This is a genomic window from Nostocoides sp., from assembly GCF_037045025.1.
Lineage (GTDB): Bacteria > Actinomycetota > Actinomycetes > Actinomycetales > Dermatophilaceae > Nostocoides_A.
On record NZ_JBAOHM010000011.1, the window covers coordinates 746,462 to 766,347 of the forward strand.

At 69.3% G+C, this 19,886-nt stretch carries 21 protein-coding genes; 16 read left to right on the plus strand and 5 right to left on the minus strand.

All coding sequences use genetic code 11. The features are described from left to right. Window positions 1–3: 3 nt before the first annotated feature. The 5 genes from mtrB (at window position 4) to V9G19_RS14745 (ending at window position 6,238) form a co-directional block, all read left to right on the plus strand. The gene (gene mtrB, locus V9G19_RS14725) at window positions 4–1,686 is read left to right on the plus strand and encodes an MtrAB system histidine kinase MtrB (RefSeq protein ID WP_462286150.1); all 1,683 of its coding nucleotides are present in this window, start codon (window positions 4–6) and stop codon (window positions 1,684–1,686) included. After that, window positions 1,683–3,455 carry a hypothetical protein gene (locus tag V9G19_RS14730; protein ID WP_462286151.1) on the plus strand — a complete coding sequence of 591 codons (1,773 nt, stop codon included), beginning with the start codon at window positions 1,683–1,685 and terminating at the stop codon, window positions 3,453–3,455. Before mtrB ends, V9G19_RS14730 begins: the two co-directional genes overlap by 4 nt. Before the next feature lie 96 nt (window positions 3,456–3,551). Next, window positions 3,552–4,259 carry a ComF family protein gene (locus V9G19_RS14735; protein ID WP_462286152.1) on the plus strand — a complete coding sequence of 236 codons (708 nt, stop codon included), beginning with the start codon at window positions 3,552–3,554 and terminating at the stop codon, window positions 4,257–4,259. Between the two features lie 166 nt (window positions 4,260–4,425). Then, on the plus strand, window positions 4,426–5,061 hold the full coding sequence (gene hpf, locus V9G19_RS14740; protein ID WP_462286153.1) for a ribosome hibernation-promoting factor, HPF/YfiA family: 636 nt from the start codon (window positions 4,426–4,428) through the stop codon (window positions 5,059–5,061). Then, window positions 5,051–6,238 (plus strand): winged helix-turn-helix domain-containing protein, encoded by a 1,188-nt coding sequence (locus V9G19_RS14745; protein WP_462286251.1) that lies wholly within the window; start codon window positions 5,051–5,053, stop codon window positions 6,236–6,238. Before hpf ends, V9G19_RS14745 begins: the two co-directional genes overlap by 11 nt. On the opposite strand, the gene V9G19_RS14750 is transcribed toward V9G19_RS14745, so the two are convergent. After that, window positions 6,195–6,998: a hypothetical protein gene (locus V9G19_RS14750; RefSeq protein WP_462286154.1), complete on the minus strand. Its 804-nt coding sequence runs from the start codon at window positions 6,996–6,998 to the stop codon at window positions 6,195–6,197. The two genes, V9G19_RS14745 and V9G19_RS14750, sit on opposite strands and share 44 nt — an antisense overlap. A gap of 112 nt (window positions 6,999–7,110) precedes the next feature. On the opposite strand from V9G19_RS14750, the gene V9G19_RS14755 reads away from it, so the two are divergent. Both V9G19_RS14755 and V9G19_RS14760 read left to right on the plus strand, forming a co-directional pair. Then, window positions 7,111–7,842: a hypothetical protein gene (locus V9G19_RS14755; RefSeq protein ID WP_462286155.1), complete on the plus strand. Its 732-nt coding sequence runs from the start codon at window positions 7,111–7,113 to the stop codon at window positions 7,840–7,842. Window positions 7,843–7,877: 35 nt separating this feature from the next. Further along, a complete protein-coding gene (locus V9G19_RS14760; RefSeq protein ID WP_462286156.1) occupies window positions 7,878–8,276 on the plus strand; it encodes a hypothetical protein in 399 nt (132 codons plus the stop codon). 21 nt (window positions 8,277–8,297) lie between these two features. On the opposite strand, the gene V9G19_RS14765 is transcribed toward V9G19_RS14760, so the two are convergent. Further along, on the minus strand, window positions 8,298–9,422 hold the full coding sequence (locus tag V9G19_RS14765) for a GNAT family N-acetyltransferase (RefSeq protein WP_462286157.1): 1,125 nt from the start codon (window positions 9,420–9,422) through the stop codon (window positions 8,298–8,300). Between the two features lie 142 nt (window positions 9,423–9,564). On the opposite strand from V9G19_RS14765, the gene secA reads away from it, so the two are divergent. Continuing rightward, entirely contained in the window at window positions 9,565–12,414 is a 2,850-nt protein-coding gene (secA, locus tag V9G19_RS14770) for a preprotein translocase subunit SecA (RefSeq protein WP_462286158.1), read from the plus strand. Window positions 12,415–12,456: 42 nt separating this feature from the next. Here secA and V9G19_RS14775 read toward each other — a convergent pair whose 3' ends face one another. Then, on the minus strand, window positions 12,457–12,903 hold the full coding sequence (locus V9G19_RS14775; protein WP_462286159.1) for an Rv3235 family protein: 447 nt from the start codon (window positions 12,901–12,903) through the stop codon (window positions 12,457–12,459). 95 nt (window positions 12,904–12,998) lie between these two features. Further along, window positions 12,999–13,685, minus strand: coding sequence for a LysM peptidoglycan-binding domain-containing protein (locus V9G19_RS14780; RefSeq protein WP_462286160.1), 687 nt, complete (start codon window positions 13,683–13,685; stop codon window positions 12,999–13,001). A gap of 107 nt (window positions 13,686–13,792) precedes the next feature. Between V9G19_RS14780 and V9G19_RS14785 the strand changes: the two genes are divergently transcribed. After that, the gene (locus V9G19_RS14785; protein WP_462286161.1) at window positions 13,793–14,341 is read left to right on the plus strand and encodes a hypothetical protein; all 549 of its coding nucleotides are present in this window, start codon (window positions 13,793–13,795) and stop codon (window positions 14,339–14,341) included. A gap of 21 nt (window positions 14,342–14,362) precedes the next feature. On the opposite strand, the gene V9G19_RS14790 is transcribed toward V9G19_RS14785, so the two are convergent. Next, window positions 14,363–14,599 (minus strand): helix-turn-helix domain-containing protein, encoded by a 237-nt coding sequence (locus tag V9G19_RS14790; RefSeq protein WP_462286162.1) that lies wholly within the window; start codon window positions 14,597–14,599, stop codon window positions 14,363–14,365. Between the two features lie 145 nt (window positions 14,600–14,744). Here V9G19_RS14790 and V9G19_RS14795 point away from each other — a divergent pair, with 145 nt between their 5' ends. The 7 genes from V9G19_RS14795 to V9G19_RS14825 all read left to right on the plus strand — a co-directional run bounded on the left by V9G19_RS14795 (window position 14,745) and on the right by V9G19_RS14825 (window position 19,835). Then, window positions 14,745–15,407, plus strand: a complete 663-nt coding sequence (locus tag V9G19_RS14795) for a hypothetical protein (RefSeq protein ID WP_462286163.1) — start codon at window positions 14,745–14,747, stop codon at window positions 15,405–15,407. Next, a complete protein-coding gene (locus tag V9G19_RS14800; protein WP_462286164.1) occupies window positions 15,404–16,726 on the plus strand; it encodes an AAA family ATPase in 1,323 nt (440 codons plus the stop codon). The genes V9G19_RS14795 and V9G19_RS14800 overlap by 4 nt, the downstream gene beginning before the upstream one ends. Beyond that, complete coding sequence (locus tag V9G19_RS14805) at window positions 16,711–18,105, plus strand: wax ester/triacylglycerol synthase family O-acyltransferase (RefSeq protein ID WP_462286165.1); 1,395 nt, start codon at window positions 16,711–16,713, stop codon at window positions 18,103–18,105. Before V9G19_RS14800 ends, V9G19_RS14805 begins: the two co-directional genes overlap by 16 nt. Further along, entirely contained in the window at window positions 18,102–18,518 is a 417-nt protein-coding gene (locus V9G19_RS14810; RefSeq protein WP_462286166.1) for a DUF6912 family protein, read from the plus strand. The genes V9G19_RS14805 and V9G19_RS14810 overlap by 4 nt, the downstream gene beginning before the upstream one ends. A gap of 9 nt (window positions 18,519–18,527) precedes the next feature. Further along, a complete protein-coding gene (locus tag V9G19_RS14815) occupies window positions 18,528–19,019 on the plus strand; it encodes a DUF2505 domain-containing protein (RefSeq protein WP_462286167.1) in 492 nt (163 codons plus the stop codon). 70 nt (window positions 19,020–19,089) lie between these two features. Beyond that, a complete protein-coding gene (locus V9G19_RS14820; protein ID WP_462286168.1) occupies window positions 19,090–19,350 on the plus strand; it encodes a hypothetical protein in 261 nt (86 codons plus the stop codon). Further along, on the plus strand, window positions 19,347–19,835 hold the full coding sequence (locus V9G19_RS14825) for a hypothetical protein (protein ID WP_462286169.1): 489 nt from the start codon (window positions 19,347–19,349) through the stop codon (window positions 19,833–19,835). The genes V9G19_RS14820 and V9G19_RS14825 overlap by 4 nt, the downstream gene beginning before the upstream one ends. The last annotated feature ends 51 nt before the right edge of the window (window positions 19,836–19,886 follow it).

Sequence of the window (19,886 nt, forward strand, 5' to 3'; positions counted from 1 at the left end):
TCGGTGCCCGCGCGGATCCGCCCGCACCCGCTGCGCCGGCTGACCCAGTTGTGGCGCTCCTCGCTGCAGCGGCGCGTCGTCTTGTCCACCGTGCTCTTCGGGCTGCTCAGCGTGAGCCTGCTGGGCACCTACCTGTATCAGCAGGTGGCCGACGGCCTGATGTCAGACCGGCTGCGAACCGCGCGGATCGAGGCCCGCTCGTTGGCCCGCCAGGCCCAGGAGAACTTCGATAACACCAACCAGACCGAGTCCCTCGACCAGCTCAACCAATTCGCCAACAAGACCATCAACGAGCTCGCGCCGCCACCGACCGACCTGACCCGGTTCGTCGTCTTCGTTCCGGCGCTGGACAACACGACGCCGGCTCGGGTCGACCTCGTCCTGACCGGGGGTTTGGTGTCCTCGCCGATTCCGTTGGCGCTGCGCAGCGCGGTCGATGCCGACGAGACCCACCAGCAGACGACGATCATCGATCTCGACCGCGGGGGGTTGCTCGCCGAGAGTGCGGCCGACACCTCCGGTCAGGCGATCATCCCTGCCGTCGTGGTCGGCTCCCGGATCGTCGTGCCCACCGCGGGCGCGCACGAATTGTTCTTCGTCTATCCGATGGATCGCGAGGAGAACACCCTCGCCCTCATCCGTCGGGTGTTGCTGTATGGCGCCGGCGCCATCGTCCTCGTCCTCGCTGGGAGTGCGTGGCTGGCCACTCGGCAGGTGGTGCGGCCGGTCGTGATCGCTGCCCAAGTCGCCGAGCGGCTCGCGGCCGGCGAACTCAACGAGCGCATGCCGAGCCGTGGCGCCGACGAGCTGGCGTTGCTCGGCCGCTCGTTCAACGACATGGCCGACCATCTGCAGAGCCAGATCCGGCAGTTGGAGGAGCTCTCGCAGGTCCAGCAGATCTTTGTCTCCGACGTCTCTCATGAGCTGCGCACGCCGCTGACGACGATCCGGATGGCGACCGATGTGCTGCATGACCGGCGGGAGGAATTCGCTCCCGACCTAAGGCGCAGCGCGGAGCTGCTGATGACCGAACTGGATCGCTTCGAGACCCTCCTCGCCGACCTTCTCGAGATCAGCCGCTTCGACGCCAAGGCTGCCAGCCTGGAGGCCGAGCAGGTCGACGTCGGCGCAGTCGTGCGCCGCGCGGTGCACAGCGTGACGGCGCTGGCCGACGCCAAGGGCAGTGCGATCGAGGTGATCATCCCCCGCGGCGAGGTTGCCGCCGAGGTCGATGCCCGGCGGGTCGAGCGAATCCTGCGCAACCTGCTCGTCAACGCCATCGAGCACGGGGAGGGGCGCCCGATCGTCGTGCGGGTCGGGATCAACCGGTCCGCGATTGCCGTCACCGTCCGTGATCACGGTGTCGGCCTGCGGCCGGGGGACGCCGCCCTCGTGTTCAACCGGTTCTGGCGAGCAGACCCCGCGCGAGCCCGCACCACCGGTGGAACCGGTCTGGGCCTGGCCATCTCGCTCGAGGACGCCCGGCTCCATGACGGCTGGCTGGAGGCGTGGGGCAGACCGGGAGAGGGATCGGTTTTCCGGCTCACGCTGCCTCGTGCCACGAGGATGCCGATCGCTGAATCGCCGCTGCTGCTGGCGCCAACCCCGGAGACTGACGGCGAGGTCACCGCCAAGCTGCGCCGCGTCCAGGGGGCGTCTGCGGCGAGCCGGGAGCAAGCCCCGTGAGCGCGCGCCGGGCGCTGCTCGCAGCCGCGCTCTGCGCGGTGGTCCTGCTCACCGGGTGTCTCGGTATCCGCGCCGATGACGCGATCCGGGTCGGCCTCGATGTGCAAGAACCCGCCGCGGCACCCGTCTATTACCTCCCGGCAGGGCCGCGCGAGGGCGCCTCGCCCGAGGAAATCATCGCCGGTTTCCTCCACGCCGACGAAGTGAGTGGCGAGCGGTTGACCATCGCGCAGTCCTATTTGACTCGCCGACTCGTCGGCTCGTGGGACCCGAGCATCCGCACCGACGTCATCGACGCGGCGGGTCGCCCCGACATCCACGCCCAATCCGGTGGGTGGTATGAGATTTCGGCCGATCTGGTCGCCACCATCGACGGCGCCGGCCGCATGCAGGCCTCGGCTCCGGGCTCGCGCGCCCGGCTGTCGGTGCAGCTGAAGCGGGTCGGGGGGGAGTATCGCATCGACGCGACCTCCGCCGGTTTTGGTCGCTGGGTGCGCGCCAACGTCCTCGACCAAGTGCTCCGGCCGGTGAGCCTCAACTACCCGGCCGTCGGGATGCGCACGCTCATCCCCGACATTCGCTGGCTGCCGGTGACGGGCTTGGCCACCGGGCTGGCCCGGGCCCAGTTCGGTCCGCCGCCGAGCTATCTCGACGGTGCCGTCGAGACCGGCCTGGCCTCGGCTCGGCTGAGCGTGGATGCGGTGCCGGTGCGCGCCGGGGTGGCGACCGTGACCCTCGCCTCTCGGCCTGCGTATGCCGATCCGCGCACCCGCGCGATGGTGTGGGCCCAGCTGGCGGCAACCTTGTCTCAGGCCGCCGCCATCACCGGGGTCGAGGTGAGCGTCGAGGGCGCCGCCCTCGACGCGCCCGGCGTCACACCCCCACTCGCCTCGGCGAGCGTCTTGGGCTTCGAGCCGGTGATGGTTGCCGCGGGAGTCAAGCCGCTGGTGCGCATCGGTGGTCAGCTGCACCCCGTCGACGTCGCGGCCCTAACCAGCCCGGGCCTGGATGCGGCCGTCACCGCATCACCATTTCCACGCATCCTGCCGGCGTGGAACCGAGTCGCGCTGTCGGCCGACGGCCGCGAGGTCGCCGCGGTGGGCACCAACGGCGACGGGCTGGCCCGTTATCGCCAGGACGTCAGCGTTGAGGTCGCTGGCTTCGCCGATCGACTGACCGGCCCGACGTATGACCGGTTCGGGATGCTGTGGGTGGGCGGTCGACCGTTGGATCCGGCCACGGTGGGGCGGCTGTGGTGGCTAGACGCGTCGGCGGCATCGCTGGCGGCCGGAGACAACGCCGCCGCCCAACCGATCGCCGCGTCCTGGCTCGTCGATCGTCTTGCGGTGGCGGTGGCCTTCCCGGCCGACGGCGCGCGGATCGCGGTGATCTCCACCCGCGCGGATGGTAGCGACTCCCGCCTGGACGTCGCCGGCGTCACCCGTAACGCCGCCGGGGCCCCGACGGCGATCACGGGCACGTCGCTGCGGCTCGGTGCGCCCCTGGTCGAACTGCGCGACCTCGTGTGGATTTCCGATCGCGAACTCGCTGTGCTCGCTGGTGCCGAGGACCGCGTCCGACCCTTCGAGGTCACCCTCGGCGACGAGATCCGCGAGCTGCCACCGCTGGCCGGGGCCACATCGATCACCACCATCGGTGGTGGACGTGGTCTGGTGATCGGCACGGCGGACGGCCCTTATGTGCGTGCGGGGAACCGGTGGCAGGCCCTGCCCGAGGCCGCCGAGGAACTGGTCGCGGCGGCGCGCTGAACTCATCCACAGCCCGCATGGTCGACGATTCCCCGCTGTGCACAGGCCAGGCGGGCGGGCCCGACACTCGGAGGCGGAGGCGGACATGATGGGTGGATGGGGACACCACCAACGCGATCCGCGGGCAGGCTGCTGCGGGCGGCCGCTGATCTGGCGCTACCGATGGCGTGCGCGGCCTGCGGAGCGGGCGGCGCGAGCGTGTGCCCGGGCTGCCTGGCGGAGGTGGTGGCTGCGCTCTTTGTCGGCGGGCCACGCCAGGTGCGGCCCGATCCCTCGCCGCCCGGCCTGGTCCCGGTCTGGGCCGGTGGCGCCTACGCCGGGGCGTTAGCGAGGCTGATCGCGGCATACAAGGACGGTGACCGACGCGACCTGCGGCCGTTGCTCGTGCGGCTGCATCAGGTGGTGCTGGCGGCCGCCGTGCGCAGCGTCGGCCCCGAGGTCGTCGCAGTCCCGTTGCCCAGTTCGAGGCGGGCGCGGCGGATGCGCGGAGACGCGCCGGTGGGCGACCTCGTCGGCGGCTCCGCTCAGGCCTGCGACGTGCGTTGCGTCGATTCGCTGATGGTTTGCGGTCAGCCGGCCGACCAGGCTCGACTAAGCGCCACCGAGCGGGCCGTGAACCTGGCCGGGCGAATCCAGCTTCGACCCGGCCGCCGGGTCGCGGTGGCGCGCACTGCCGCGGTGATCTTGGCCGACGACGTGATCACGACCGGCGCCACGATCCATGAAGCGAGCCGGGCGATTCGGAGCGAAGGCGGCCAGGTGGTGGCTGCGGCCGTGCTAGCGGCCACACCACGTCAGGAGTAACCAGGACACCGCCGGCCCGCGGTCAGCGGCAAGGTATAACGTCTGTATATGAAGCCATCGGCGAGGGCGACGGTGCCCGCTGGGAGGTGGTTGCCTGGGCGCGGTAGGTAGCGCAATCCGCCTGGTCTTTGGTCGTGACCTCTCATGCACGCAGTTAGGAGAACCGATGGACGTTGTCGTCACCGGTCGCCATATTCAGCTCGGTGATCGCTTCCGGCAGCATGTGCTGGATCGGATGGGCAAGGTCGAGCAACTCGCGCCCCGCACGATGCGGGTCGATGTGTTGGTGACCCACGAGCCCAACCATCGGCAAGCCAAGTCGACCGAGCGGGTGGAGGTCACCTGCCACGCGCGCGGGCCGGTGATCCGGGCCGAAGCCAGCCACGACGACAAGTACGCCGCCTTCGAGATGGCGATGGACCGGCTGGCCGAACGGCTGCGGCGCGCCGCGGACAAACGCCGCGTCAGCCGCGGACGGCGAACGCCCGAGTCGGTCGCCGAGCACACCGGCCGGCTCGTCCAGGAGCCGGCTGGCCTCCCGGCGATGACCGACGCCGAGCAGGCATCACACGACGGCGACGGTGCCTTCGCCGACTCGCCGATCGAGGTCCGGGAGAAGGTTCACTCCAGCGCCCCGATGACGTTGAGCGACGCGCTGTACCAAATGGAGCTAGTCGGCCACGACTTCTTCCTCTTCCACGACCTCGACACCGACAAACCGAGCGTCGTCTATCGTCGCCGCGGCTGGAGCTACGGCGTCATCCACCTTGAGGTGGCCGACGCTGAGTCCGCTGCGTCTTAGCCGCACGCAGGCGCGCCGGATCGCGCTGGCCGCCCAAGGGTTTGGGCGGCCACGTGCTCTCTCGGCGTCCCCCGTGCGCGACCTGCAGCGGGTGATCGACACGGTCGGGGTCGTGCAGATCGACAGTGTCAACGTGCTCTGCCGCAGCCACTATCTGCCGTTCTTCTCCCGGCTCGGCGCTTATGATCCGGCCCTGCTCGACCGGGCCCGTGACCGCGCACCTCGACGGCTGGTCGAATACTGGGCCCACGAGGCGAGCCTGATCCCGCCGGCCACCTGGCCGCTACTGGATTTCCGGATGCGGCGCGCCCACGCCGAGTCGTGGGGCGGCATGCAGCGGGTTGCTCGTGACCACCCGGAGCTCGTCTCGGCGGTGCGCGCCGAGATCGAGGCGCGGGGCCCGCTCACCTCTCGCCAGACCGAGGCGGCGCTTCAGCACGATGCACCCCGCTCCCGGGAGGACTGGGGCTGGAACTGGTCCTTGGTAAAGAACGCCCTGGAGCATCTCTTCTGGGGTGGTGAGATCGGATCCTCCGGTCGCACAATGCAGTTCGAGCGCAAATACGATTCCCTGGAGCGGATGCTGCCGCCCGCTGTCCATCCTCACGCGATCGACCCGGCCACCCGGCCGGACGCGGACGCGGCATACGTGAAACTCGTGGAGATCGCGGCCCGGGCCCACGGCGTCGCGACGGCGCAGTGCCTGCGCGACTACTTCCGGCTTAGCGTTTCGGCGACGGCGAAGGCGGTGGAATCCCTTGTCGCCCAAGGGACTCTCCTGCCTGCCACCATCGAGGGCTGGAACCGGCCGGCCTATCTGCACCGCAACGCCCGCAAGCCGCGCCGCATCGATGCCCGCGTCGTGCTCAGCCCCTTCGACTCACTCGTCTGGACCCGCGACCGGATCGCCGCGCTCTTCGGCTTCGACTACCGGCTGGAGATCTACGTGCCGGCCCCGAAGCGTGTCCACGGCTACTACGTCCTGCCCTTTCTCCTCGGAGAGGACTTGATCGGCCGCATCGACCTCAAGGCCGACCGCGCCGCCGGCGCGCTGCGCATCCAGCGCCTGACGTGGGAGCCGGGTCGAGGGGGACCTGAGGACCGGGCCGAACTCGACGCCGAGCTGGACCTGCTCACCGCGTTTCTGTTCCCGGCGCGCCCGGGGGTCCATAACTGATTTCGGCCGCGCCCCTGCGCGGGTGCCAGGTGGCGCCATAGCGGCAGCCGGCCCCCTCGGGGTCGAGCACCGGCGAGGTCACCGTTCCACCGACCGCGACGAACCGCAGCCCGTCACCGGCGCATCCGGTGACGCGCGCGAGATCGCGCGTGCCGGGGCCGGAGAGTTCGACGGTGACCGCGGTTGGAGCCTCGATCGGCGCCCCACCTAGGCGGGTAAGAGCGACCAGCCCACCGAGGCCGAGAGCGGCGATCGCCGCGACGAAAACCCGCACGAACCGCCGAAAGCTCCGTCGCATCTCCGAAAAGATCGACCAGTCGCGCACGGCGGCAACGCCATTGGCCAAGGCGGTCGACTCCGCCTCGGTGAGGTTCTCGTTGGCGTTGCGGCGGACCATCAGCGCCTCGAACTCCGCTTGGTCGAAGAAGTGCGGCAAGAGAGCGCCCGCGCCAATGGCACCGGCCAAATCGGCGCTTGTCCGTGGATCGTCCATGAGCGCCCCGAGTTCGTGAGCTTCCACACTGAGCACGGCTGCGGCGCTCCACAAGATCGCTGCAATCGCCGCAACGACCATGGTGAGGGCCAGGGCGACGATCCAGTTCGCGGCCAACCAGGTTCCCAGCCCGTCCTGCCCGATGCCGCTGAGGACACGGGGTCCAAGCAGGAGGCCGGCGCTCGCCAGGGCGGCAACCGGGACGAAGGCAGCCAACCACTTCGTGGTGTCGCGGTAGCCGTCGGCCGCCGCCGAGTAGATGGTCACCGAGCCTCCCGTAAACTACCGATGCTTAACGGTAGCCGATCACCGTACTATCACGGTAGTATGGTCGGAGAAGTTCCCGGGGGTCACGACCGTGGGAGCATGGAGGTGCGACATGAGTGAACCCGACTTCGGACCTATTCCGGTCTCACGCCTGAAGGGCGAGAGCGGGCACATCTTCGCCGCGCTAGGCCAAGGGCGCCGAGTTCTGATCTCCCGTCGCGGGCAAGTCGTAGCGGCCATCGACCCGGCGACCGTTGAGCGTTACCCAGAGGAGTTGGCGCGCTTTGCGCTGCCGGGAGAGCAGCACATGGACGAGCTCACCGCAAGTGACCTGAGTCAAGGATCACCGTCCGAAGCGGTGCGCGCAGCCGCTGAGGACGGCGTCTCGTCCTATGTCACCCGCAATAGCAAGGTTTATGGTGTGCTCTCCGGCCTGCCGGTGGCCTCACCGGAGGATGCTGCCGGCTATACCTACTGGGTGGATGAGCGGGAGCGGGCGATGACCTCGTTCGAGGCGGACCATCCCGACGCAACGGCTGAGCAGTTCGCGGCCTTCGTGGCTGCCTATCCCGAGTTTCAGAACTCCGCGCAGGCGGCCGACGCCTTCGATCACGCTCGCCCGTCGGCTGGCGAACTCAACCTGGCACCCGCCCGGGCCCGACAGGACGTCCTCTACGAAGCGATGAACCCCGGCCCCCCGCCGAGCGACCGGGTGCTGCGGACTCTGCTCGATCGTAGCGAGAGCCTGCAGCAGGAGCTGCGCGAGATCACCGCCGATCTGGCGGCCGTCCTGGCGCGGTCGGCGCTCAGCAGCGCGGTGGCCGCCCCGGAGAGCCGACGGTGACCCAGCGGCCGCGAATCGGTAAGTAGCCGGAGCCCATGGGCCACGGAATCGTCAACGTCCAAGGCCGAGACCCGGTGCTCGCCTGGGCTGCTCGCCTGCAGTTCCTCGGGTCGCCCGCGTTGACCGAGGACCTGCAGGCATTGCTGAGCGGGGAGCCGCTCTACAGCCGCACAGGTGAGGTCGAAGTGAGCTGGATGCCTCAGCCCGACAATCGGATCCGCATCACGGTCCGCCGGCCGTCGGCACCCATGGTGGTCGATCTCGATGTGTCGGCCCTAACGCGCCGGGAGATCGCGTCACAAGGAGATGCGGGACTCGGCTCGGCAGATCCGGTGCCCCAACAGTGGCAGCGCGAAGTCGGTGCCCGCGTCACCCGCTGGCAACTGTTCAACGCCAGGGCGCACTCCCTCGCGATCCGGTCCAACAAACCATGAGCGCGCTGACGCTCCCCCGAGTCAGCCGATCCGCTCCCAGTGGTGAGCCGGGCCGAAGCTGCCGTCTGGGGCCACCGCTTCAGCCTCCCGCCCCCAGATGGTGAATCCAGCGACCTCCAGCACGCGGTTGCTCGCGACATTGTCGGCCGCCGTCTCCGCGATCACCCGGCGCAGCCCCAGCCCGTCTGCGGCGAAGGCGAAGGCCATGGCGCCTTCGACACCGGCCCGCGCCACTGCGCGCCCGCGGGCGCTCGGGGAGACCCAGTAGCCGAGTTCGGCGACCCCGCCGGCTGCGAACGGGGAATCATTGGCGAAAAGGCAGACATCCCCCAGCGGTCGATCGGTCTCGGCGTCGGCGAGGCACCAGCCGCACGCCATCCCACGCGCCTCGTAGAGCCGGCGCCGCGACAGCCAGGCAGAAAAGCTATCGGGAGTCGGGATGCCGCGGCTCGGCAGCCAGTGGGCGCGATGGTCGTGCTCCTCCAGGAACTGCCCGTCCTCGGGTCGCCAGTCCCGAAAGCGGATCCCGGCGTGAGCGGCGCGGACACTCGCCGCCGCGGGGGCGCGATGCCACGGGGTCCGTGCGTGCGCGGGCGTCCCGGCATCGCGCGAGCCCTGCCATTCGTCGACGATCTCCCCGGTCCGCAGCGCGGTGCACGACGGCACCACGACGTCGAAGGTGAAGCCGGCCGATCGGGCCACCGCCCACGACCCGAGGTTGCCTCCAATGGCCGTCCACGTCAGCCGCGCGCCACCGCACTGCTCGAACCAGTACCGCCCGACCAGCCGCAGCGCCCCGGACATCAGGTGGCGCCCTCGGCCCTCGGGATGCAGCCCATAGCCGACGGCGGCCAGGCCGCTGCCGGAGCGCGGGCGCAGGTCGATCGTGCCTTGGTATAACTCGTGCGGATCGGCGGCGGCGCAGATCGCCCAGTACCTGACGCCGCCCGCAGCGTTCCACCCTGCTTCGATCTCCGTGAGGAAGTCCTGGGCCTGAATTAGCCCATATGGAGCGGGCACCGTCGTCCAGCGCAGGCTGTCTGGATCGGTGGACTGCTCGACGATGCGTTGCGCGTCGCCCTGGCGGTGGGCGCGCAAGCGCGTCACGCCGTCGGTGAGTTCGGGCACGCACTCGGGGAACGGCATACGAGCATCTAAGTCGAAGCCACCGGCGAGCCGCCACCGGATTCCCGGCCCACGGAACCCCGCCGCCGGCTCACGCGTTGGGGGGCGGGTGGAGCCTCGATTAGGCTAGTGCGGTTCCCGTTGACACGGTCAGGAGTCTTGCGTGCCCAAGTTCGTCGAGCGGTTGCTGCGAGCCGGTGAAGGCCGCACCGTCAAGCGCCTGGAGAATCTCGCCGCCCAGGTCAACGCCATCGAGGAGGACTTCGAGGCGTTGACCGATGCCGAGTTGCGCGCTGAGACCGACAAATTCAAGGCGCGGTATGCCGATGGCCAAAGCCTCGATCAGCTTCTCCCGGAGGCCTTCGCGGCCGTGCGGGAAGCGGCCAAGCGGACCGTGGGCCAGCGCCACTTCGACGTCCAGCTCATGGGTGGCGCAGCACTGCATCTCGGCAATGTTGCCGAGATGAAGACCGGCGAGGGCAAGACCCTCGTCGCGACGCTGCCGTCCTATCTCAACGCGCTCTCCGGCAAGGGCGTGCACATCGTCACGGTCAACGACTATCTTGCCGGCTACCAGTCCGAGCTGATGGGGCGCGTCCATCGCCTGCTCGGCATGGAGACCGGCTGCATCCTCGCGCACATGACGCCCGAGCAGCGGCGCGTCGAATACGCCAAGGACATCACCTATGGCACCAACAACGAGTTCGGTTTCGACTACCTGCGCGACAACATGGCCTGGACCATGGACGAGCTGGTGCAGCGCGGCCACAACTTCGCGATCGTCGACGAGGTCGACTCCATCCTCATCGACGAGGCCCGCACCCCGCTGATCATCTCCGGCCCGGCCGACCAGCCGACGAAGTGGTACACCCAGTTCGCCAAGATGGTCACCCGCCTGCAGCGCGGCGAGTTCGAGTCCGGCGAGGGCGACTACGAGGTGGACGAGAAGAAGAAGACCGTCGGTGTGCTCGAGTCGGGCATCGACAAGGTCGAGGACTACCTCGGGATCGACAACCTTTACGAGTCGGTCAACACCCCGCTCATTGGCTACCTCAACAACGCGATCAAGGCCAAGGAGCTGTTCAAACGCGACAAGGACTACGTCGTCATGAACGGCGAGATCCTTATCGTCGACGAGCACACCGGGCGTATCCTCGCCGGCCGGCGCTACAACGACGGCATGCACCAGGCCATCGAGGCCAAGGAAGCCGTCGAGATCAAGAACGAGAACCAGACCCTCGCGACGATCACCTTGCAGAACTACTTCCGGATGTACGACAAGCTCTCCGGCATGACCGGCACCGCCCAGACCGAGGCCGCCGAGCTGCACTCGATCTACAAGCTCGGGGTGGTGCCGATCCCGACCAATAAGCCGATGATCCGCGCGGATCAGGGCGACCTCGTCTACCGGACCGAGGAGGCCAAGTATGCCGCCGTGGTCGACGACATCGCCGAGCGTCACGAGAAGGGCCAGCCGGTCCTCGTCGGCACGGTCAGCGTCGAGAAGAGCGAATACCTCTCCGAGCAACTGCGTCGTCGCGGGGTCCGGCACAACGTCTTGAACGCCAAGCAACACGAACGCGAGGCGTCCGTCGTCGCTGAGGCGGGCCGCAAGGCGGCGGTCACCGTGGCCACCAACATGGCCGGCCGCGGCACGGACATCATGCTCGGCGGCAACCCGGAGTTCCGGGCCGTGGCCGCGTTGAAAGCCAAGGGCCTGGACCCGGAGGAAACCCCGGAAGAGTATGAAGCGGCCTGGGATGCCGCGTTGGCGACCGCCGAGGCCGACGTGGCCGCCGAGCACGACGAGGTCACCGAGTTGGGCGGGCTCTATGTGCTGGGCACCGAGCGGCACGAGTCGCGCCGGATCGACAACCAGTTGCGGGGGCGCTCCGGGCGCCAGGGCGACCCCGGCGAATCGCGGTTCTATCTCTCGCTGCAGGACAACCTGATGCGGTTGTTCAACGCCGGCTTCGTCGACCGGGTGATGACCTCGGCGAAGCTGGATGACAACACGCCGATCGAGGGCAAGCTGTTGTCGCGCTCGATTGAGAGCGCGCAAAGCCAGCTCGAGGGACAGAACTACGAGATCCGCAAGAACGTGCTCAAGTACGACGACGTCCTCAACCGGCAGCGCACGGTGGTCTACGACGAACGCCGGCGGGTCTTGGAGGGGGAGAACCTCGAAGAACAGATCCGCTACTTCATGACCGATGTCGTCGAGGGTTATGTCGATGCCGAGACCGGCGAGGGCTTTGCCGAGAACTGGGATGTCGATCGGCTGTGGAGCGCGCTGAAGGCGCTGTATCCGGTCGGCGTCACCTGGGAACAGGTCGAGGACGCCGCCGGCGGCCGCGACCGCGTGAGCAACGAGGCCTTGCGAGAGGAACTCGTCTCCGATGTCCACCACGCCTACGACGCGCGGGAGGAGGACCTCGGGGAGGCCGCGGTGCGGGAGTTGGAGCGCCGGGTCGTCCTGTCGGTGCTGGATCGCAAGTGGCGCGAACACCTCTACGAGATGGACTACCTCAAGGAGGGCATCGGCCTGCGGGCGATGGCCCAGCGCGATCCGCTGGTCGAGTACCAACGCGAGGGTTACCAGCTGTTCGAGGCGATGAATGAGGCGATCAAGGAGGAGGTTGTCGGCTTCCTGTTCAACACCGAGGTTCAAGTCACGCCCGCGCCTGCGCCACCACCTCAGCCGGTGGCGATCGGCGACATGCTCCGCGGCCTCGAAACCCAAGACGCACCAGCGCCTGCCGCCGTGGGTGCGGCGGTCGCGGGATCTGGTGAACCGGCACCCCAGGTGAGCGCCAAGGGGCTGGACGAGCGGCCGGCCCACCAGCAGCTGCATTACTCGGCGCCGACCGAGGACGGCGGCGTCGAAGAGCGCGACGAGGGCCCGGCCACGCGGGAACTGAGCGCCGAGCAGCTGAGCACGGCGCGGCGCAACGACCCATGCCCGTGCGGCTCGGGCAAGAAGTTCAAGATGTGCCACGGCCGCGGGGCCTAATCGCGACGCATCGGAGCCGGGCCGGGTGACTTCGTGGGGTAGTTAGGCGATTTCGAGGGCGCTGACCCGCCAACCCCCGGCGAGCGCGGTCAGTTCGAGCGCCATCGCGCGCACGCGACTTCCGTCGACGAGGACGACGGCGACCTCGGCAGTGTCCGCCCTGGTGCAGGAGCAATGGATTCGCAGGACCGCCAGGCGCCGAGATCCCCGTCCGGTCGGTGTCGCAACGGCTGGGCCCGTCCCCGCCGGCGACCGAGTCGCGGCTCGGCGCACTGTCGCGCCGTAACGCCGAGCGACGGCGACATAGACCGGCGGGGTGGTCAGTCGCACCACGCTCGCCGGCGGTCGTATCCCCGCCATGACCTCGATGAGGGCTTGGGCAACGCCTCGCACCCACGGGGCGGGATCGGGCAGTGGGGTCGAGGGCGCGTTGTCCACGAGATCGCGGTCGCCGTGGAAGCCGAGGGCCAGGGCGTCCTGGACGAACATCGGTCGCAGGCCGCTCCCGCGACCACCGCCTGGCGGGAGGGCGGGCGGCTGGTGAGGGGGTATGGGCAGGACGCGGATAGGCCCCGGGCGGGTGGTCATGACCCTGCGCCACCGGGGGCCTGCAGTTGCTGACCCGGGCGCAGCAGGTCGGGATCGGCTCCGATGACATCACGATTGGCGGCATACCAGTGCGGCCATGCCCGGTCGATCTCCACCCAGGTCGCGTGTGGCCCGAGGGCTCGGGCGACGATATCCCAGAGGCAATCGCCGCGCCGGACCACGATCGTCGTGAGGTCGCTGTCCGCCGTCTGCCGGGTGTGTCCGCCGACCAGCCGGATCTCGGGCTGGCGAGTGGGTGCGGCGGCGTCCGGAGGTGACGCCGTGGGTTGCCACAGGGGATCAGGGGCCGTCTGTGGCGACCCGCCGCGGGTGGCGAGACTGACGCCCACACCGGGCCGGTCGGCGGCTGCCGAGCTCGACGTCGAGGCCGCCGTGAGCCCGACGAGACCGGTGGCGACATAGGCGACCAGCCGTCGCGGGCCTGGCCGAGGCTCTCGCCACGGCGCCGGTTGCCCGCGGAGCAGACGAGCGCTTGTCACAGCCACGGCCACGACGAATGCGTCGGAGCTCGCGAGAGCCAGCAGCAAACTCGCCTGCTGCACGACGCTCGCTGGGTCGGCGTGGGCGGAATCGGCGATCGTGGCGGCGACCTGAGCGGCGCACAACGTCAACACCACGGCGATGACCCCCAAGCCGCCCAGCAGCAGATGGCGCCATTTCATCGTGATCACCTCAATTAATGACCGATTGCCTATGTTTGCCTATAGTTGCCTGTGATTACTGCGTTCGTCAAGGGGGCCAGGGCGGTGCCGGTCACTAGGCTCGGAGAATGTCGCCGGATGAGCGCTGGGCGCGGCTGTTTGCCGACCTGGAGATGGCCTTCGAGGCTGAGGAGCGGCGTCGTCGAGACAGCGAGGTCGCCGACCGGACGCGCCGGGAACGAGCCGGCGTGACCCTTGCCGCCCGGCTCACTGCTCACCGCGGTCAGCCGCTCCAGGCGCGGCTGCTTGGCGGCCTGCGGGTGGAGGGACAGCTGATCGATGTCGGCCGCGATTGGTGCGCGATCACCGCTGGGGCTTCCCGGGCCCTCGTAGTGCCGTTGCCTGCCATCGCCTCGGTCACGGGTCTAACCCATCGGGGCGACTTCGCGCCGCGTCGCTTCGCGTTGGGTTATGCGTTGCGGGGAATCAGCCGCGATCGGGCGCCGGCGTTGGTCACCGATGTCCTGGGGACGGGTTTTCAGGGAACGATCGACGTCGTTGGCAAGGACTTCCTCGACCTGGCCGAGCACCCGATCGACGAAGCGCGCCGCAGCCGCAATGTGCGCAATGTGCGTACGATCCCGTTTGCGTGCATCACCAGCATCCAGACCGGCTGAGCGGCTAGCCGAGGCCACGGGTCAGGACGGTGCGCCGTCCGTGCTCGATCCCAGGGGGTGGGCGTCGACGAAGGTGCGCGTCTCGGAGTACATGCGTTGGATGTAGACCTCGAGTTCACTGATCTCCACCCGCCATTGCCCACGCCCGCCGACCTTGATCGCCGGCAAGTCACCCGAGCGCACGAGCGCATAGGCCTGAGCGGAGGAGATGTCGAGGATCTCGGCCACCTCTGCCAACTGGATGAAGCGCTTGGCCATGTCCGCAGTCTGCCTCATGACCCGCGTGCGAGATGGTCACGGCACGTCCCGTGCTGTGGATAACTCCATGCCGGTGGACGGTCGAGATGCCGACCCGGGCAACTTGGGGCAAGATTTCGGCAGGTTTCGTTGGGAGGGATGTCCGATGACCGCTCTTGCTGCCCCGGTCGCCAAACGGCTGCGCAAACCATCCTGGAAGGACGCCCGGCTGCTCATCGGTCTGCTGCTCGTGCTGCTGTCCACGAGTTTGGGTGCGGCAGCACTGCGCGCGGCGGACGACCGCGTGCCGGTGTTCGTCGCCCGGCAAACCCTGGTGCCGGGCCAACGCCTGGACCCGGGGACGTTGGGCACGGTGGCTGTGCAGGTCGATCGCACCGGCGAGGCCTATCTCCGGGCGGCACAATCGCTGCCACCCGACGGCTATGTGCTGCGCGAGGTCCGGTCGGGCGAGCTGCTTCCCGCGTCCGCGGTCGGGACGGCCGCCCAGATCGCCGTGCAGCCGCTGGCCGTGGGCATCGACCAGGTCTCCGCGGCCACGCTGGTCGACGGGTCGGTCGTCGACGTCTATGCCAACAAGCGCCTGGCCAGCTCCGGGCCACAGGAGTTCGGTGATCCCGTCCGAGTGCTCGAGGCGGTCTCGGTCGCGACGGTCTCCACGAGCGGGTCCGGACTTGGCTCGTCGGGCCGCTCCTTCGTGCAGCTGCTCGTGCCGACCGGACGGGTCGCCCAACTCATCGGCTTGATCGACGCCGGCGCCAAGGTGACGCTGGTCGCCGTCCCCGGCTCGTTGCGGGCGAGCGGGTCATGAGCCTACGTGTGCTGACCGCTCTCGACCATCGCGTCGAGGACGGCATCGCCGCCCTGCTCGCTGACGAGCGCGGTGTCCAGCTGGTGCGTCGCTGCCCCGACCTGGCCGATCTCCTGGCAGCGGCAGCGGCCGGTCTCGGCGATCTCGCGATCGTCTCGACCGTCCGTGGACTCGATCGCGATGCGCTGGCCCAGCTCGTCGAGGCGGGGCTGCAGGTCGTCGGCATCACCGCCACCGAGGACGATGACGTCCGGCTGCGTCAGCTCGGCGTGGTGGACGTCGTCGTCGCCGAGCGTGCCCCCGGTGAGCTTCCTGCCCTGCTGCAACGCCTCGCCGATCCGAGGGTGCGAGGCGCCCTCGGTGGCGAGCCAGTGCCGGAGCCCGGCGGCCGGCCGGTGGCAGCGCTGTGCCCAACCGCGCCGGACGAGTACCTCGACCAGGACGACTCCGCTGCGAGCCGGATCGTGGCCGTATGGGGCCCGGCCGGCGCCCCGGGACGAACGACGGTCGCGGTCAACCTGGCCGCCGAGCTCGCGGCCGGCGGCGCCTCCGTGCTGCTCATCGACGCCGACACGTATGCATCGTGCGTCGCCCAGGTGCTCGGTCTGCTCGATGAGTCACCGGGAGTCGCGGCCGCCGCCCGGGCCGCCGAGCTGGGCACCTTGGACGTGCCGACCCTGGCCCGGCTCACCCCGTCCGTGGCAACCGGCTTCCGGGTCCTGACCGGGTTGCCGACGTCCGCGCGATGGAGCGAGCTGCGGGCCGAGTCGATGCGCAACATCCTGGAGGTTGCCCGTCGGCTCGTTCAGGTCGTCGTGGTGGACTGCGCCTTTTGCCTCGATGACGACGAGGAGTTGAGCTACGACACGCGCGCCCCCCGGCGCAATGGCGCCACGCTCGTGACCGTGGAGGCAGCCGATGAGCTGGTGGTTGTCGGCAGCGCCGACCCCGTTGGTCTGCATCGGCTGGTGCGTGGTTTGCAGGATCTGTCCGCGGTGGCAGGCAGCGACCCCGTCGTTGTCGTCAACCGCCTACGCAGCGGTGCGGTCGGATCGGCTCCGGAGCGCCGCGTCGCCGAGGCACTCGACCGGTTTGCCGGTGTGGAGGTTCGCGCCTTTCTCCCCGACGACCGCGCCAGCGCCGATCGGTGCCTGCTCGCCGGACGCGTGCTGGCCGAGGAGGCGCCGGGATCGGTACTGCGCGAGCGCGTGCGCCAGCTCGCCCGCTCCTTGGATGCGACGGACCAGGGTCCCAAAAGCACTCGCATCCGACGCTGGTGGCCGCGGTCTGTCACGATGGGCCGGTGGTCGACCGCCTAACCGCCCTGGACGCCTCCTTCCTCACCTTTGAGGACTCTCGAACGCCGATGCACGTGGGGCAGGTGCTCATCTTCCGCGCGCCCGCCGGGTTTGACCCAAACGTCATCCGGCGACGCATCGAGCTTCGCCTTGATGACGACCCACGGTTTCGCCGTCGGTTGTTGTCCGTCCCCGGCCACCTCGCAAACCCGGTGTGGGTTGACGACGGCGCATTCGACCTGGCAGATCACGTCCATCGCTCGGCCCTGCCGTCACCCGGAAACCGTGAGCAACTCGGCGAGTTCGTCGCGCGGGTGACCTCTCGTCAGCTCGATCGGGCGCATCCGTTGTGGGAGGTCGATATCGTCGAGGGACTGCAGGACGGCCGGTTGGCGGTGGTGACTAAGACCCACCAGGCAATGATCGACGAGGCGCATGCCCTCGAACTGGCCGGACTGGTCATCGACGCGGGCGGGGAGCAGGAAGAACGAGCGCCGAAGGAATGGAGTGCACAACCAGAGCCCAGCCGGACCGAACTTGTGGGCCGAGCCCTGGTCGATGCCATGCGCAGTCCCCGAAACCTGATCGAGACCGTGCGTGCCGGCGCCGGGGATCTGCGTGAGAACGGTCGGCGGGTGCTATCGGTCGCTTCCGCGCTGGCCCGGGCCTGGACCCGGCCCCAGACCGGCCCCCTGGATGTCCGTGCCGGAACCTCGCGACGTTTCGCGATGGTGGACACAGATCTCGACGAGTATCGCCAAGTGCGTCGCCAGGTCACCGCTGGGGGGAGCGATATCGATGTCCACGACGTCGCGCTCGCGGTCGTTACGGGGGCGCTGCGCTCGTGGTTGCAGACCCGCGGGGAAAGCATCCAGGGCAATAGCACGATGCGGGCGATGGTGCCGGTTTCGCTGGACGGCGGGGCCGGCGTCGGATCACGCGTGCATCCGCTCTTTGTCGACCTGCCCATCGGGGAAGGCTCTCCGATCGTCCGGCTGCTCCAGGTGGCCCACTCGATGCGTCGCGAACTCGGTGGCGGCACCGCCGTCAAGGCCGCCACCTTGGCTGGACTTGGCGGGTTCGCGGCGCCGCGGCTGCACTCGCTGGGGGCCCGCGTGGGTGCAGCGGTCGGCCGCCGCCTGTTCGCGCTGACCGTGACCAACGTGCCGGGGCCAACCGCGCAGTTGCATTGCGGTCGAGCCGTCCTCGAAGCCACCTACCCGGTCATGCCGATTGGCCCGGGGCAGTCACTGTCGGTCGGTATGACGAGCTATCACGGGCAAGTTCATTACGGCCTGCTCGGTGACCGGATCGCCCTATCCGATCTCGATGTCCTGGCAGGTCTGATTGATGACTCCCTAGCCGAACTCCTGGCGGCAACCAGGCGATACCCCCGATGAGCGTGATCCGGGTGTATCTGCCGGGCCGCGCGGCAGATCTGTCCACCCTGGTGACCGCTCGCCAGGTCGATATCACCGGCCGGATCGCGTATGCCGTCACGCCAGACCTGATCGCGTCGACCCCGCGCGCTGATCGGGACGAGCGCGAGCACGTCGCCTTCAGCGAGGCCGTGGGCCTCGCCGCGGACCTGGCCGACGGAACGCGCAGCCTGGTCATCGCCGCGGACGTGCCGGAGGTTGACGCGACGCAGCGGGGGGCGTTGACGGTGGAGTTGACCGGCGTTCTCCAGCTTCGCCAGATCGCCTCCTTCCACGTCGGCGAGGACGACGGGGACTCGGAGCCCGACATGCTCTGGTATGACGCAACCGAACTGGCGAGCGTGCAGGCGCTCCTTGTGGCCGGCTCCCATTAGGGTGCTCCCATGCGCATTGCGACGTCGGTCGAACTGGTCGGCAACCCCGACGATGTGTTCGAGATGCGGATCACCGAGGAGTTTCAGAACGCCAAATGCGCTGCCAGCCGCGCGTTGAGTTACACCGTTGCGATCAGCGAGCGGGGTGACCGCACGATTATCCAGACCTCCCGGGTCATGTCCACCCAGGGCTTCCCCGAGACGGCGCGCTCGATCGTCGGCACGGAGCTGACCATCAACGAAACCCAGGACTGGGGTCCGCCGGGCGCCGACGGCAGCTATGTCGCCAAGCTCACCGCCGACATCACCGGCGTCCCGATGTCGATGACCGGCTCGGTGCGGGTCGATCCGACCGAAACGGGCAGCCGCCAGATCCTCGAAGCCGACCTGAAGGCCAATATTCCGCTCATCGGAGGCAAGATCGAGAAGCTCGCCATGCCGGTGGTCGAAGCCGGCTTCGACGTCGAGGCCCTGATCCTCAGCGAGTGGCTCTTCGACTGATCGCCCTCGTCTCGGCGGGGGTGTGGATAACTCTCGGTCGCGGGTCGCCACCTTCGTTACAGTTGCTGGTATGGGGCGCGAACCGGCACTGGGCCTGTCCAGGCGGGCCGTGGCAGACACCGAGCTGGTGGCTGCGCGCCTCGGCGAGGACCTGCTGATGGCCACGCCGGTCGTCGGCGACCGGGGCACGCAGCGGGTGCTCGACGCCGCGATCGACGCCCTTGCCGACGCGTTGCGGATGGTGAGCGCACAGGCGGGTTATGTCCGGGCCGGCTGGCCCGAGCCGCGTCCGGAGAGGCGGGCGAGCGAGCGGGTCTGGGAGTCACGGTGATCCCGGCCGATGTTCCCTCGGTCAATGCGCTTGCCGCGCAGTTGCGTTCGGCTGCGGCGCAGGTGGCCAACGCTGTGGCGACAGCGTCGGATGAGCACGAACAGGCGTGCCCACGCCACCTGCGTGGCGAGGCGGCGAGGGCACTGGGGTCGGCCGAAGCCTTGGCGCCGATCATCGACGGCACCGCCGACGCCCTGGTGGTCTATGCCCAGGCGATGGCCGAGTTGGCGGTCGAGCGGCGCGCGGTGCAGGCCGAGATCGACCGGCAAGGCCTGGCCGTGACGCCGGACCGGGTACTGCCCGGCCCCGGGCCGCGAGCCGTCGGCGATCCGCGCGCCGAGGCCGCCTTCGCCGAGGCCGTGGCCCGGCTCAATCGTCGCCGCCTCGTGGCGACGGAGCGGGCGGCCGCCGCCGAAGAACGGTTGGCGTCGGCGCTCGCCCGGCACATCGAACGAGCCGGCGCCGTGGCCAACCAGCTGCGCTGATCGGCGCCCCGGGACTCGCGGGCGCGGCAGGAGCGACTACCCTCAAGAGAG

Coding starts and splice junctions, on each gene's coding strand:
- V9G19_RS14735 (WP_462286152.1), top strand. CDS start 3,552: ATGGGGACACCACCAACGCGATCCGCGGGCAGGCTGCTGCGGGCGGCC.
- hpf (WP_462286153.1), top strand. CDS start 4,426: ATGGACGTTGTCGTCACCGGTCGCCATATTCAGCTCGGTGATCGCTTC.
- V9G19_RS14755 (WP_462286155.1), top strand. CDS start 7,111: ATGAGTGAACCCGACTTCGGACCTATTCCGGTCTCACGCCTGAAGGGC.
- V9G19_RS14760 (WP_462286156.1), top strand. CDS start 7,878: ATGGGCCACGGAATCGTCAACGTCCAAGGCCGAGACCCGGTGCTCGCC.
- V9G19_RS14765 (WP_462286157.1), bottom strand. CDS start 9,422: ATGCCGTTCCCCGAGTGCGTGCCCGAACTCACCGACGGCGTGACGCGC.
- V9G19_RS14775 (WP_462286159.1), bottom strand. CDS start 12,903: ATGTTCGTCCAGGACGCCCTGGCCCTCGGCTTCCACGGCGACCGCGAT.
- V9G19_RS14780 (WP_462286160.1), bottom strand. CDS start 13,685: ATGAAATGGCGCCATCTGCTGCTGGGCGGCTTGGGGGTCATCGCCGTG.
- V9G19_RS14785 (WP_462286161.1), top strand. CDS start 13,793: ATGTCGCCGGATGAGCGCTGGGCGCGGCTGTTTGCCGACCTGGAGATG.
- V9G19_RS14790 (WP_462286162.1), bottom strand. CDS start 14,599: ATGGCCAAGCGCTTCATCCAGTTGGCAGAGGTGGCCGAGATCCTCGAC.
- V9G19_RS14795 (WP_462286163.1), top strand. CDS start 14,745: ATGACCGCTCTTGCTGCCCCGGTCGCCAAACGGCTGCGCAAACCATCC.
- V9G19_RS14800 (WP_462286164.1), top strand. CDS start 15,404: ATGAGCCTACGTGTGCTGACCGCTCTCGACCATCGCGTCGAGGACGGC.
- V9G19_RS14810 (WP_462286166.1), top strand. CDS start 18,102: ATGAGCGTGATCCGGGTGTATCTGCCGGGCCGCGCGGCAGATCTGTCC.
- V9G19_RS14815 (WP_462286167.1), top strand. CDS start 18,528: ATGCGCATTGCGACGTCGGTCGAACTGGTCGGCAACCCCGACGATGTG.
- V9G19_RS14820 (WP_462286168.1), top strand. CDS start 19,090: ATGGGGCGCGAACCGGCACTGGGCCTGTCCAGGCGGGCCGTGGCAGAC.